This is a genomic window from Aeromonas sp. S8(2024) (genome assembly GCF_041403085.1).
GTDB classification, from domain to species: Bacteria; Pseudomonadota; Gammaproteobacteria; order Enterobacterales; family Aeromonadaceae; genus Aeromonas; species Aeromonas dhakensis.
In genome coordinates this window covers 326,577-339,795 of record NZ_JBGLRF010000002.1, presented here as the reverse complement: position 1 = coordinate 339,795, position 13,219 = coordinate 326,577, and the positions used below count along the sequence as shown (strand labels likewise).

Genomic DNA, 13,219 nt, shown 5'->3' with positions numbered 1-13,219 from the left:
GTATCCCGGCCATTGTTAAAAGATGTTTGATAGACTCTGTCAGACATTGCTGTTGGGGTATCGCCAAGCGGTAAGGCAGCGGGTTTTGATCTCGCCATCCCTAGGTTCGAATCCTAGTACCCCAGCCATTCTTAAAAAGATGTTTGATATTCTCTGTCAGACATTGCTGTTGGGGTATCGCCAAGCGGTAAGGCAGCGGGTTTTGATCTCGCCATCCCTAGGTTCGAATCCTAGTACCCCAGCCATCATTCTGTTCTCTTCCACCCAGTGGTTGACAACAAACGGCTATGTAGCTCAGTTGGTTAGAGCATCGCACTCATAATGCGGGGGTCACAGGTTCGAATCCCGTCATAGCCACCATTTTGAAAAACGTTCCTTCAATCATCTGATTGCAAAGAACACTGTTGGGGTATCGCCAAGCGGTAAGGCAGCGGGTTTTGATCTCGCCATCCCTAGGTTCGAATCCTAGTACCCCAGCCATTTTTACTTGTATTCGACGAAAGTCGTGCACAAGACGGCTATGTAGCTCAGTTGGTTAGAGCATCGCACTCATAATGCGGGGGTCACAGGTTCGAATCCCGTCATAGCCACCATTACTCTTGCGGAAGTGGCGAAATTGGTAGACGCACCAGATTTAGGTTCTGGCGCCCTAGGCGTGAGAGTTCGAGTCTCTCCTTCCGCACCATCGAAAGCAGTACCAAACAGACCAGCTCAGGCTGGTTTTTTTGTATCCGGCGTTTGCCACTTTTCTCTTCCCCTCTCCATGCCATTGCACCTCTACAACCCCTCCCATGTATCAGCGGCTGGGCCTTGTGCTCTCCTCTGCGACGACGCTCATGCCCCGCTCCCGTTTTATGCCGTCCTTTTCATGTCAGATTACTGCGGGCAATAAAAAGGCGGCCCGCAGGCCGCCATGTCATGTGCGTCGTCAGAACGGGAAGAACCAGGGGATGGCGATGACGCTCACCACCATCACCAGCGCCGTAAAGGGCACGCCGATGCGCACGAAGTCCACGAACTTGTAGTTGCCTGGGCCCAGCACCAGGGTGTTGACCGGCGAGGAGACCGGCGTCATGAAGGCCGCCGAGGCGGCGATGGCGATGGTCATGGCAAACGGATAGGGCGAGACCCCCATCTGTTGGGCCGTGCCGAGCGCGATCGGGGCCATCAGTACCGCCGTCGCGGTGTTGGAGATGAACAGCCCGATGACGGCGCACAGGGCGAACAGACTGGCCAGCATCACCCGCGGCCCCATTTCCCCCACCGCCGAGATCAGTACGCCGACGATGAGATCCACCCCGCCGGTCTTTTGCAGCGCGAGCGCGAAGGGCAGCATGCCGACGATGAGGATCAGGGTCGGCCAGTGGATGGACTTGTAGGCGCTCTCCATGTCGATGCAGCGAAACTTGCCCATCAGCAGGCAGGCGATCAGCGCCGCTATCACGTTGGGCACGGGATCGGTCACCATCAGCACTATCATGACCCCGAGCGCGATCAGGGCGTGAATGGCCTGACTGCGGGCCGGCGCCATCTCGTCCACTTCGGCGGGCAGCCCCAGCAAGAGGAAGTCGCGGCTGTGGGTCTGCAGCAGGCGGATCAGGCTCCAGTTGCCCACCACCAGCAGGGTATCCCCCATCTGCAGCGCCTCGTCCACCAGCTTGCCGCCAAGCGCCTCGCCGGCGCGGCGGATCCCCACCACGTTGAGGCCGTAGTGGGAGCGAAACGCCACCTCGCGGATGCTCTTGCCGAGCAGACGGGATTCGGGGATGAGCGACACCTCCGCCATGCCCACCTCCCGCGCCTGATCGGAAAAATACTCCCCGCGCAGGATCATGGGTTCGAGCCGCGCCTCGCTGCAGAACTCCCGCACGTCCGCATCGGGGTCGGACATGTCGATGAGCAGCACATCCTTGGCCTGGAACTCGGTGACGCCGGAGACGGTCACCATCACCCGCCGGAACTTGCGCCAGCGCTCCACCCCGATGACGTTGGCCCCGTAGCGGGCCCTCAGTTGCAGCTCGTCCAAGGTCTGGCCGATCAGGGGAGAGTCGGGCCGCAACGCCAACCGGCGCGCCCGCCCGGCCAGCCGATAGTCGCGAATGAGATCGCGCATGGTACTGCGCCCGCTCTGCTTGTGCTTGCCCTCCTCCTCGCTACGTACCAGAGAGGTGCGCATCAGCAGCATGTAGAGGATCCCCATCCCCAGGATGATGACCCCCATGGGGGTGAAGCCGAAGAAGCCGAAGCCGTGGATGTCGTGGCGCATCAGCTCGCTGTTGACCACCATGTTGGGCGGCGTCGCCACCAGGGTCATCATGCCGCTGATGAGGCCGGCAAAGCCGAGCGGCATCATCAGCCGGCCGGCCGGGATCCCCATCCGGTTCGCCACGCTCAGCACCACAGGGATGAAGATGGCCACCACCCCTGTGCTGCTCATCACGGCCCCCAGCAGGGCGACCGCCACCATCAGCAGCACCAGCAATCGGGTCTCGCTGCTGCCGGCCACCTTCACCAACGCGTCCCCCACCTGATAGGCGATGCCGGTGCGCACCAGCCCCTCCCCCACCACGAACAGGGCGGCAATCAGGATGACGTTGGGATCGCTGAACCCCGCCAGCGCCTGTGGCAGGGTCAGGGTGCCGCTCAGCACGAACAGTATGATGATCAGCAAGGCAACCACGTCCATGCGGACCCTGTTGCTCACAAACAGATAAATGGCGCCCACCAGCATGCAGAGGACCCAGACCAACTCGGAATTCACGCTCGCTCCTTTCGTTCAACACCACCCCGACCGCAGCGGGGGGATTCCATCAAACCACAGCCCACTCATCCCCATTTTGTGACATGTCAATAAAGGGCAGGGCATCATCGCATATCAGGGTGTCATCGGGGGCCTAAAGTTGCTTGCGGTTTGTCCATTCTTTGAGGTGGCTCGGCCCTGCACGGACAAAAGTCCTGCAAAGACCCCCACGCCGCCCCTAGAATAGGCCCGGTTCATGCCCCCCTATTTTCCAAGGAAATGAAAATGAGCATATTCGAGTGGTTCAGCATCAATCACACCCTGGTGACCATACCGCTGGGTGGCGGCTACGCCATGTCGTGGATCGAAGCCATCGGCACCCTGTTCGGGCTGGCCTGCATCTGGTGCGCCAGCCAGGAGAAGACCATCAACTACCTGTTCGGGCTCATCAACGTCAGCCTGTTCGCCATCATCTTCTTCCAGATCCAGCTCTACGGCTTGTTGCTGCTGCAGCTGTTCTTCTTCTGCGCCAACCTCTATGGCTGGTACGCCTGGACCCGCCCGGCCAATGCCCAGGGGGATACCCTGCAGATCCGCTGGCTCAGCAAGTCCAAGCTCGTCGCCACCGCCGCCGTGAGCGTGCTGGCCATCGCCCTGCTGACCCTCTATATCGACCCGGTCTTCGCCGCCCTGGCACGCACCTCGGTCGCCCTGCTCAACCTGTTTGGCGCCAACCTCGCCACGCCCGAGCCCTCCCCCGATGCCTTCCCCTTCTGGGATGCCAGCATGACGGTGCTCTCCGTGGTGGCCCAGATCCTGATGACCCGCAAGTACGTGGAGAACTGGATCCTCTGGGTGGTCATCAACATCATCAGCATCGGCGTCTATGCCGCCCAGGGGGTCTATGCCATGTCCCTTGAGTACCTGATCCTGCTGTTTATCGCCGCCAACGGCACTCGCCTGTGGATGGTCAGCGCCAAACGTCCGCAACAGGAAGTGATCGCATGAGCCTGCTACCCCATCTGCAATGCCGCCCGGACCAGATCGCCGAGCGGGTGGTGCTGTGCGGCGACCCGGCCCGGGTCGACCGCATCGCCAGCCAGCTCGATGAGTGTGACGTGCTGGGCCAGCACCGGGAATTTCGCCTGATCAACGGCCGCTACCAGGGGCTGCCCATTACGGTGTGCAGCACCGGTATCGGCGGCGCCTCCGCCGTCATCGCGCTGGAGGAGCTGGTGCAGGCGGGTGCCCGCGCCCTCATCCGGGTCGGCTCCGCCGGCGCCCTGCAGCATGAGATCGCGCTGGGGGATCTTATTGTTGTGGAGGGGGCGGTGCGCAGCGAAGGCGCCTCGCTGGCCTATCTGCCGCCCGAGTATCCCGCCTGCGCCGACATCCGCCTGCAGGCCGCCCTGCTCGCTCATCTCGGCGCCAGTGAGCATCCCCACTGGCACGGTCTGGTGCGCTCCCACGACAGCTTCTACCGGGATGACGAGCAGGAAGTGTGTCGCTACTGGCACGCCCGCGGTGTGCTCGGGGCAGACATGGAGACCGCCTCCCTGCTCGCCGTCGGGCGCCTGCGCAAGGTGCGGGTGGCCGCCGTGCTCTGCAACGTGGTGGCCTTCGAGCAGGATGTGCAGGAGGGGGTGAGCGACTACGCGGCCAGCGAAGCCGCCATGATGACCGGCGAGCGGCTGGCCATCGCCGCCGCGCTCCACGCCCTGACCCAATAGAGCGGGTCTGCCGGGGCAGTAACCGGCCCCGGCAAAACGTTAAGCCCGGCACATTCGGGGGCACCAGCGCTGGCATCCAGCCTGCGCTCTTGCTAGCCTCATGACCCTCGTCTAGCCGGGCCTTCCCCATGCAGCAACAACCCTACCCCCTCGGTCGCTTTCACGCCGAGCTTGCCGCACTCGAACCGCGCTTTGCCGCGGCGCTGACGGCCTGCACCCTCTATTCTCGCCGCTACCTGCCGGGCGAGCCCATCATGCGCCAAGGAGAGCAGTGTGAGCACCTCTATCTGGTGGCGCAGGGGCGGATTTCCCTCAACAGTGCGGTGCACTCGGGGCGGCTGTTTCAACTCGGCGAGATCGAGTGCCACCAGCAGATCTTCGGCGAGATGGAGTTTTTCAGCGCCACCCCGGTGCAGTGGAGCGTGGTGGCCGAGACCGAGCTGGACGCTGCCGTCATCTGCGCCGACAAGCTGGCCAAGCGGCTGCTGGCCGAGCCCGAGCTGACCCTCTTCTTCGCCGCGGCGCTCGCCAGCGACTATCTGGACACCCTGGACATCACCACCAGCCGGCTGCTGCACCCCATCGCCTACAACATCGCCTTCGAGCTGTGGCGCGAGCGCCAGCGCACCCCCATGCTGGGTTCGCGCAAGCGGGCCCACGAGGCGGCGCGCTTCGGCACCACCGAGCGGGTCTATCGACGCGCCCTCAAGGAGCTGATCGAACAGGGCATCGTCGCCGATGGTCCCGACGGCCCCGTCATCGCCGATTTGGCCAGGCTGCGCGCCTATCTCGAACTTTGACCTTCCTTTACCATCGGAGTCCCCATGCCTGTTTCAAACATGTCCGTCTCAAACTACCCCGAGTTCACCTTCTTCAGCCGCTTCGTCGCCGACATCCAGGCCGGCCGCAAGACCATCACCATCCGCGACGAGAGCGAGGCCAACTGGCAACCCGGCCAATGTCTGGCCCTGCTCACCAACCCGGAGCACCAGCCCTTTGGCACCATAGAGGTGCTCTCGGTCAAGGCAGTCGCCTTCGATGAACTGAACGACGAGCACGCCCGCCAGGAGAACATGACCCTGCCCGAGCTCAAACAGGTGATCCGTGACATCTACCCCACCCTGCCGCCGCTCTATGTCATTGAATTCAAACTGCTTGCCTGAGCCGGATTTGGCCTTTGCCGAGCGATGTGTTAATAGTGTCCTCTTTTGAATCAGGGAGGTGATCCGAGTGTTTGAGATAGCGAGCCTGCGAGAGGGCATGATGCACGGGGTCGAGCTGTTCCAGCTGCTGCTGGAGATCATCTCCATCGCCTGCGTGGTGATAGGGCTGGGCAAGACCCTCTGGCTGGCGGCGCGGGTGCGGGATCACGAGCCCGGCTTTCCCCATATCCGGCTCTGTTTCGGCAGCTGGCTCATTCTGGCGCTGGAGTTCCAGCTCGCCGCCGACATCCTGGCCACCACGGTGGCGCCGAGCAAGGAGGAGCTCATTCGTCTCGCCATCATCGCGGTGATCCGCACCTTCCTGAACTACTTCCTCGGCAAGGAGCTGGAAGCCCAAGCGGAACGCCAGCAAGACAAGGCAGAGCGCCAGCAGGAACAGCGCAGCGAACAGGTCAAGGCGCCCCAATAGCCTGCTTTCCTTGCCCGGCATCCCCGCTGGGTGCCGTGCCATCCCGACCACCTCCGTGGCTCGGGATGGCCCAGTTGTGACCCTCCCCTCACTTTTGGCAATCAGCCAACTATGGAACCCTTTTCAAGGTTTTCCCTGCCCTGTTGACTTCCCGCTCATCTGCGTAAGATAAACCATCGCTTCCCCCAACCGGCCCGGCTGATGAACCCGCGACCTCTCCACACACCCGACATCGATCTCGATAGTTGCGTCATCTACCAGATCTACCCCATGAGCTTTCAGGACAGCGACGGCGACGGCATGGGCGACATCAACGGCATCCGTCAGCGGCTCGGTTATCTGGCCACCCTGGGGGTCGATATGCTGTGGCTCACCCCCCTCTATAGCTCTCCCAAGCGGGACAACGGCTACGACGTGGCGGATTACCGCGCCATCGACCCCGCCTTCGGCACCCTGGCCGAGATGGAGCAGCTGATCGCCGAGGCGGCCGCGCACGGTATCGGCATCATGATGGATATCGTCGCCAACCACACCGCCACCGAACACGCGTGGTTTGTGCAGGCGCTGGCGGGGGATCCCCGCTATCAGGGCTATTACGTGTTTCGCGATCAGGCCTTCGTCGACGCCCACCCGGTTACCTCGATTTTTGGTGGCAGCGGCTGGCAGTACGTGCCGGCGCTTGATCGCTACTACCTGCACAACTTCGACGCGAGTCAGGCCGATCTGGACTGGGACAACCCCGCGGTGCGGGTCGAAATGGCCGCAGTGATCCACTTCTGGCTGGACAAGGGAATAAAGGGGTTTCGCTTCGATGTGATCGACATGGTAAGCAAGAGCTGGTCGCCCCTCGCCATGAGCAACGGCCCCCGACTGCACGACTATATTCGCGAGCTCAATGCCGAGAGCTTCGGCGGCCAGGGGATCATCACGGTGGGGGAGACCTGGGGGGCCGACCTCGCTCATATGCAGAACTATTCGAACCCCGATGGCAGCGAGTTCAGCATGGTGTTCAACTTCGAGCACCTGGGGCTGGGGCAGGACAAGTGGACCTCCCGCTTCGATCCCCTCGCCTTCAAGCGGGCCATGACCCGCCACCAGCAGGGGCTGCACGGGCGGGGCTGGAACAGCCTGTTTCTCGGCAACCACGACCTGCCCCGCGCCGTCTCCCGCTTTGGTGACGACAGCCCGAAGTGGCGGGAAACCAGCGCCAAACTGTGGGCCATGGTGCTGCACCTGATGCAGGGCACACCCTTCATCTATCAGGGGGAGGAGCTCGCCATGACCAACCGTCACTGGCAGCCGGACGAGCTGCGCGACCTGGAGGCGATCAACTACCGCGCCAGCCAGGCGGGGCTGGACCCTGCCGAGCTCGCCCGCCGCCTCGATGCCATCGGCCGCGACAACGCCCGCACCCCAATGCAGTGGGATGCCGGCCACCAAGCCGGTTTCAGCACCGCCACGCCTTGGATTGCCCTCAACACCAATCACCTCGAGATCAACGCCGCCGAGCAGCTGGCTCGCCCCGATTCGCCGTTTCACTGCTATCGCCAGCTCATCGCCCTGCGCAAGGCCCACCCCGTCATTCGCCACGGCGACTTCGAGCTGCTGGATGGGGATGACCCGGAGCGCATCGGCTATCGCCGCTGCTGGCAGGGTCCGGCGAGCGTAGGGCGGCACACCCTGCTGCTGCTCGCCAATCTCACTGACCACCCCCTGGTCATGCCGCACTTTGACCAGGTGGAGGCAGGTGCCCCCCTGCTGATAAGCAACTACCCGGGGCAGCCCACCGCCACCTTTGCCCCCTATCAGGCGGCGGCCTGGCTGCTGCCAGCAAGGGAGTAACGGGCAGCGCCAGCCTCCGCCACGAGGGGAGGCCCCTGCCCCCTGATGATCCCCCTCCCCTCGGCAGTCGATACGCCCCGGTGATTTACTCACTTAAAAACTTCGCATTTTCAGGCCCGCACCGCCTTACCAGGCAATATCCAACCACCGCTTGCTATCGACAATTGAAATAGTTCAACACCCTGTTTTTATTGGCAATAACTGCCATCAAAAACGTCGTTTTTATCATCAAGCTGCGATATTAAACGCTGTTTAGTCAGGGTTAAAAGTCAATTCAGATTTGTGCCCTTGTGGTTCTTCGCCGGCTCCTTATGGTTTCCATCCGAAGCGTGCGGCACGGCGCCGCACGCCGACGTTCAGGCTTGCGGGTACCAGCCCGCCATAACAACAGGAAATCATCATGCGCAAAACCGGCGTGGCACTCGCCCTTTCCACCCTCTTCTGGTTCCACTCGGCCATGGCGGCCCCTCTGATCTTCCCGGATGACCCCACCCTCACCGACGGCCAGCACTCCCCCGCCCTCACTCGGAGCTTCCAGCTGGCCCAGGACGATCTGGGCAATCGGATCCACCAGATTCACCTGCCCCTCCAGACCGAACCGGAACTGGTGGCGGAGCTGGAGCAGATCGGCAGGGAGCAGGGGTTTTCGGTCAGCACCCACGCTGACATGTACGCCTGGACCGAGGACAACATGTGGCTGTCGCGCGATGGCGCCCTCGTCTTCCGTCCCCAGGCACCGCTGGCCAACAAGGGGCGCTACCACGCCTTCGTCACCGCCCTCACCGAGCAGAGCCCGGAGGCCGAGCAGGAGGGGCACCACAGCCTCGGCAGCCAGGATTCCCAGGGGCTGGATGATTACATGCTCTCCCAGGCCAACAGCTTCGCCGAGGCGCAGGGACGCGAGCTCATCCCCACCTTCTCCATCATCGATGGCGGCAACATGCTGACCGGCCAGCGCCCAGACGGTACCCCCTATGCCCTGATCGGTCGAGACGCCCTGCTGCAAACCACCCTGCACCACAGCCGGCTGGATAGCGAGCGTATCGCCACCCGCCAGCAGAAGATGGATCGCGACGGCGAGTTTCGGCTGCAACTCGGCGAAGAGGAGTGGCTGGGCAGCCCCCATACCTTCCAGAAGGGCCATGACACCGAGGTGGACCTCATCCTACTGGAGGCGGCCAACCTGCTACCACAGGGGCTCGATGAGCCGCAGCGCCACGCCTTTGCCAAAACCGCGCGCGCCAAGGCCGAGCTGGCTCAGTCCGAGGTGAACTGGGTGACCCGCCAGGCGGCGGAGCAGCGCATGTTTCTGAGCACGCAACAGGGGGAGCGCATCGCCGAGCGCTATCGAGCCATCCACGGCCAACCGCTGCCGGCCTCCTTCGACCTGCTGGCCCAGCTCAAACGGGAGTACGCAGGGCTGGTGGTAACCGCCGGGCTGCACGCCGACTTCGGCGATGAGCAGATATCCGATGCGCTGCAGACGCTGACGGCCGATGCCGCCACCCTGACCCGGCTTGGCCGCATGTTGCAGGCCGGCGGCTATCAGCGAACTGGGCTGACAGAGGCCGAGCAAGCGCACCAGACCCGCCGCTTCCTCGCCATGATGGCCATCAGCCAGCGCCTGATGGTGCAGGAGCTCAAGGTGGCCGAGCGGGATCTGGTGATCCTGGCCCAGCCCGGTTTCCACCTCGACATGGCCATGCGCCCGCTGGCCAATGGCCGCATCCTCTTCAACGATCACGCCGCCAGCGCGGCACTGATCGAGCAGGTGCTGGCCAGCGATGCCACCCTGAGCGACAGCGAGCGGCAGGAACTGGCCAAGAGCGTGACCGACCTGCGCCAGCAGGGCGAGCGCTGGCACAAGATCCATGCCCTCATCCATCAGCAACTGCGCGATGCCGGCCTGACCCCCATCGCCACCCCAGGCGCCTTCAGCGTGGGCAAACGGCCGGTGAACTGGATGAACGGCATCATGGGTACCCGCCAGCAGCCCTTCTACATCACCAATGCCGCCAGCATAGTCCCCCTCAATCAGGCGTTCGCCGCCTGGCTGCAGCGCGAGGTGGCCGGGCTCACCCCCTATTTCGTGGGGCAGGCTGCCAGCAACCGACGGGATGGCTTGAACCAGGCGGAGGCCCTGCTGCGCGGCAGCGGCGGGCTGGACTGCATCACCCTGCACCACGAGTAGTGCCAGGGTCGCAGATTTGACTCACCGGCAAATTCTGGGTATTTTGCGACCAGAATTTTTGTAGGACCGCTTTTCAATGTTGTACATCCTGTTCAAATGCTCGGTCAGGAGGCTGTGCTCCGTGCACTAACACGATGAAGTGTTGCCCGGAGCCCATCGACTGAATCTTCATCAGCTGCGCGAATGCCCTCTCTTTGGGAGGCTGTCCCGTATCTGATGAAAACAGGAGACACAGGCCGGCGAGATGCTTCATCGCCGGCCTTTTTGTCTCTGCCATTTGGCAGCGTTTCACCTTGCTGAGACGGGGGGCCGGTACGTCGCGTACCTGCCTCCCGTTTTTTTATGGATGTTACAACCATGAGTGTGCTCACTATCCACAACCTGACCTATCACATCGGCGACAAGACCCTGTACCAGCAGGCGAGCTTTCGTCTCCACGCCGGCGAGCATGTCTGCCTCACCGGCCACAACGGCGCCGGCAAGAGCACCCTGCTCCAGCTGATCCAGGGGGAGCGCCTGCCAGACGGCGGCGACATCCTCTGGCAGCCCGGCATCAAGGCGGGCTATCTCGACCAGCACGCCGCGCGGGATGGCCACCTCACCCTGCGGGGCTACCTGCAGTCGGTGTTCGCCGACCTCTATGAGGCGGAAGCCGAGATGCTGGCCCTCTACGCCGACCCCGAACTGGGGCCGCGGCAGCTGGCCCGGGCGGCCGATCTGCAGGCGCACCTGGAGAGTCAGGGCTTTTACCAGTTAGATCCGCGTATCGACGAGGTGGCGGCCGGCCTCGGCCTGACCCAGCTCGGCATGCAGACGCGGATCGCCAATTTAAGCGGCGGCCAGCGCCACAAGGTGATGCTGGCCGGCCTGCTGCTGCGCACGCCCGAGGTGCTGCTGCTCGACGAGCCGACCAACTACCTGGACACGGCCCACGTCGACTGGCTGGCGGGCTACCTGGAGCGCTTCCCCGGCGCCTTCCTGGTGGTCTCCCACGACCGCGCCTTCGTCAACCGCATCGCCACCGCCATCGCCGACATCGACCGCCAGCAGATCCACACCTATCGCGGCAACCTCGACCAGGCGCTGGCCCAGAAGGGCGCCGCCGAGGCGCTGCACGCCCGTCAATACCAGGCCCAGCAGCGGCAGGTCGACAGACTCGAGCAGTTCATCGCCAAGAACGGGGCCGGGGTCAACGCCAGCATCGCCAACGGCCGCAAGAAGCAGTTGGCGCGCATCGAGCGCCTGGCCGCCCCCGAGCAGGCCAAACCGGTCACCCTCAGCTTTCGTGCCGCCCAGGGGGGCCACCCGCAACTACTGGCCGCAAGCGAGCTGGAGATCGGCTACCACCAGCCCCTGCTGGCGCCGCTCAGCCTGCAGCTGCGCCGCGGCGAGAAGGTGGTGATCGCCGGCTTCAACGGCATCGGCAAGTCGACCCTGCTCAACACCCTGACCGGTCGCCTCGCCCCGCTCGCCGGTGAACTGGCCCTGGCCCCCGGCCTCAAGTCGGGTTACTTCGAGCAGGCGCTGCACTGGCCCGATCCCGCGGCCACCCCGCTGGCTCTGGTCAAGGCCGCCGCCCACGGGCTGGATGACAAGGGTGCCCGCCAGCAACTGGCACGCCTTGGCATCGGCGGCAAGCTGGCCATCCAGCCCATCAGTGCCCTGAGCGGCGGTGAGCAGACCCGGGTCAAGCTGTGCCGACTGGCGCTGCAGCCCACTCATCTGCTGATATTGGATGAGCCGACCACCCACCTGGATGCCGGCACCAAGGCCGCCCTGCGCCAGGCCCTGTGCGACTACCCGGGCAGCGTGCTCGCCGTCTGCCACGAGCCGGCCTTTGTGGCCGACTGGCCGGATCGGGTGGTGGACATCCAGCAGTTCGCCGCCGTGTCGACCCAAGCTTAAGGAATAAAAATTATGTTATTGAAAGTACTGCTGTTTTTGATTGCGTTTCTGGTCGGGGCAGATGAGCTGATGCTGGGCCCCCTGCTCGCCCCCATCGGCGCCGAGCTGGGCGTCCCCCCGGAACGGGTGACCCTGTTCATCACCGCCTACAGCGTGGCGCTGGCCCTCATCGCCCCCCTGCTCGGCGGCCTGTCGGATCGCCACGGTCGGCTGCGGATGATGCTGCCGGCCTCCCTGCTGTTTGGCGCCGCCTCGGTGGCTACCGGCCTGGTGGCGAGCTTCGAGGTTGGACTGGTGACCCGGGTGATCACCGGGCTGGCCAGCGCCGGCATGCTCCCCATCGCCTTCGCCATGGCGGCGGACGGCGCGCCGGCCGATGCCATGAAGCGCATCGCCTGGGTGCAGTCGGGGCTCACCCTCGGCATGATCTCGAGCCCGGCGGTGGGCGCCCTGCTGGCCCAGCTCAGCAGCTGGCGCACCCCCTTCATCGTGCTCGGCCTCTGCGCCTGGGCCGTGGCTGGCGCCTTGGCCTGGCTCACGGCGCGCACGCCGCAGGTTCATGCGAGCGACACGCCCCCCGCGCCGCAGGGCTCGGTACTGGCCATTCCGGGGGCACTCGGCGCCCTGCTCGCCATGGGGTTGGGACTGGGGGGCGGCATCGGCCTGTTCAACCTGGTCGGCCAGCACCTGCACGACAGTCAGGGGCTGCCCGTCTGGTCGGTGGGGCTGCTCTACGGCGCCCTTGGCGTGATCAGCGTGGTCGGCAACGTGCTGATGCCGCGCCTGGCCGGCTATGTGGAGAGCGGCCGCCCCCTGATGCGCGGCGCCCTGGTGGTGTGCGCCCTGGTCAGCGCCTTCTTCTACCTCTATCCGGCCGGCAGCCTGGCCAGCCTCGCCCTGCCGCTGGGCCTGTGGGCGCTGGCCGGCGGCATCGGCTCACCGGCGTTGCAGGGTTACATCGCCCAGCTCGCCCCGGCCCAGCGCGGCATGTTGATGTCGCTGGCCATGACCCTGATGCACCTCGGGGTAGCGCTCTGGTCCGCCGTCGCCGGCTTTGCCTACAGCGCCGGCCCCATGGCCATGGCCCTGCTGGCCCTGCTGCTGTTTGGCGGAGCCATCCTCGCCCTGCGCCCGGTGCGGCTGCCGGGCCGAGTACAACAGGCACAATGACAAGAGGGC

At 64.3% G+C, this 13,219-nt stretch carries 10 protein-coding genes and 6 tRNA genes; 15 read left to right on the top strand and 1 reads right to left on the bottom strand.

Features of this window, described 5'->3' with window-relative positions; all coding sequences use genetic code 11:
- Window positions 1–53: 53 nt before the first annotated feature.
- The 6 genes from ACB031_RS06185 (at window position 54) to ACB031_RS06160 (ending at window position 685) form a co-directional block, all read left to right on the top strand.
- A tRNA-Gln gene (locus tag ACB031_RS06185) sits at window positions 54–128 on the top strand.
- A 42-nt stretch (window positions 129–170) separates the two neighbouring features.
- Window positions 171–245 (top strand) — tRNA-Gln (locus ACB031_RS06180).
- Window positions 246–283: 38 nt separating this feature from the next.
- Window positions 284–360: transfer RNA gene (locus ACB031_RS06175), tRNA-Met, on the top strand.
- Window positions 361–405: 45 nt separating this feature from the next.
- A tRNA-Gln gene (locus ACB031_RS06170) sits at window positions 406–480 on the top strand.
- Window positions 481–516: 36 nt separating this feature from the next.
- Window positions 517–593: transfer RNA gene (locus tag ACB031_RS06165), tRNA-Met, on the top strand.
- An 8-nt stretch (window positions 594–601) separates the two neighbouring features.
- A tRNA-Leu gene (locus ACB031_RS06160) sits at window positions 602–685 on the top strand.
- A gap of 243 nt (window positions 686–928) precedes the next feature.
- On the opposite strand, the gene ACB031_RS06155 is transcribed toward ACB031_RS06160, so the two are convergent.
- Window positions 929–2,761 (bottom strand): SLC13 family permease, encoded by a 1,833-nt coding sequence (locus tag ACB031_RS06155; protein WP_368161980.1) that lies wholly within the window; start codon window positions 2,759–2,761, stop codon window positions 929–931.
- A gap of 264 nt (window positions 2,762–3,025) precedes the next feature.
- On the opposite strand from ACB031_RS06155, the gene pnuC reads away from it, so the two are divergent.
- The 9 genes from pnuC (at window position 3,026) to ACB031_RS06110 (ending at window position 13,210) form a co-directional block, all read left to right on the top strand.
- The gene (gene pnuC, locus ACB031_RS06150; RefSeq protein WP_274181479.1) at window positions 3,026–3,748 is read left to right on the top strand and encodes a nicotinamide riboside transporter PnuC; all 723 of its coding nucleotides are present in this window, start codon (window positions 3,026–3,028) and stop codon (window positions 3,746–3,748) included.
- Entirely contained in the window at window positions 3,745–4,470 is a 726-nt protein-coding gene (locus ACB031_RS06145) for a nucleoside phosphorylase (protein WP_371139203.1), read from the top strand. The genes pnuC and ACB031_RS06145 overlap by 4 nt, the downstream gene beginning before the upstream one ends.
- 128 nt (window positions 4,471–4,598) lie before the next feature.
- Window positions 4,599–5,270, top strand: coding sequence for a Crp/Fnr family transcriptional regulator (locus tag ACB031_RS06140; RefSeq protein ID WP_201970622.1), 672 nt, complete (start codon window positions 4,599–4,601; stop codon window positions 5,268–5,270).
- Between the two features lie 39 nt (window positions 5,271–5,309).
- Window positions 5,310–5,633: a N(4)-acetylcytidine aminohydrolase gene (gene yqfB / locus ACB031_RS06135; protein ID WP_371139402.1), complete on the top strand. Its 324-nt coding sequence runs from the start codon at window positions 5,310–5,312 to the stop codon at window positions 5,631–5,633.
- A gap of 67 nt (window positions 5,634–5,700) precedes the next feature.
- Window positions 5,701–6,102, top strand: a complete 402-nt coding sequence (locus ACB031_RS06130) for a DUF1622 domain-containing protein (RefSeq protein WP_019839682.1) — start codon at window positions 5,701–5,703, stop codon at window positions 6,100–6,102.
- A 201-nt stretch (window positions 6,103–6,303) separates the two neighbouring features.
- The gene (locus ACB031_RS06125; protein ID WP_371139202.1) at window positions 6,304–7,944 is read left to right on the top strand and encodes an alpha-glucosidase; all 1,641 of its coding nucleotides are present in this window, start codon (window positions 6,304–6,306) and stop codon (window positions 7,942–7,944) included.
- 400 nt (window positions 7,945–8,344) lie between these two features.
- A complete protein-coding gene (locus ACB031_RS06120) occupies window positions 8,345–10,135 on the top strand; it encodes a hypothetical protein (RefSeq protein WP_371139201.1) in 1,791 nt (596 codons plus the stop codon).
- 357 nt (window positions 10,136–10,492) lie between these two features.
- A complete protein-coding gene (locus ACB031_RS06115; protein ID WP_371139200.1) occupies window positions 10,493–12,040 on the top strand; it encodes an ABC-F family ATP-binding cassette domain-containing protein in 1,548 nt (515 codons plus the stop codon).
- A 12-nt stretch (window positions 12,041–12,052) separates the two neighbouring features.
- Window positions 12,053–13,210, top strand: a complete 1,158-nt coding sequence (locus tag ACB031_RS06110) for an MFS transporter (protein WP_371139199.1) — start codon at window positions 12,053–12,055, stop codon at window positions 13,208–13,210.
- The last annotated feature ends 9 nt before the right edge of the window (window positions 13,211–13,219 follow it).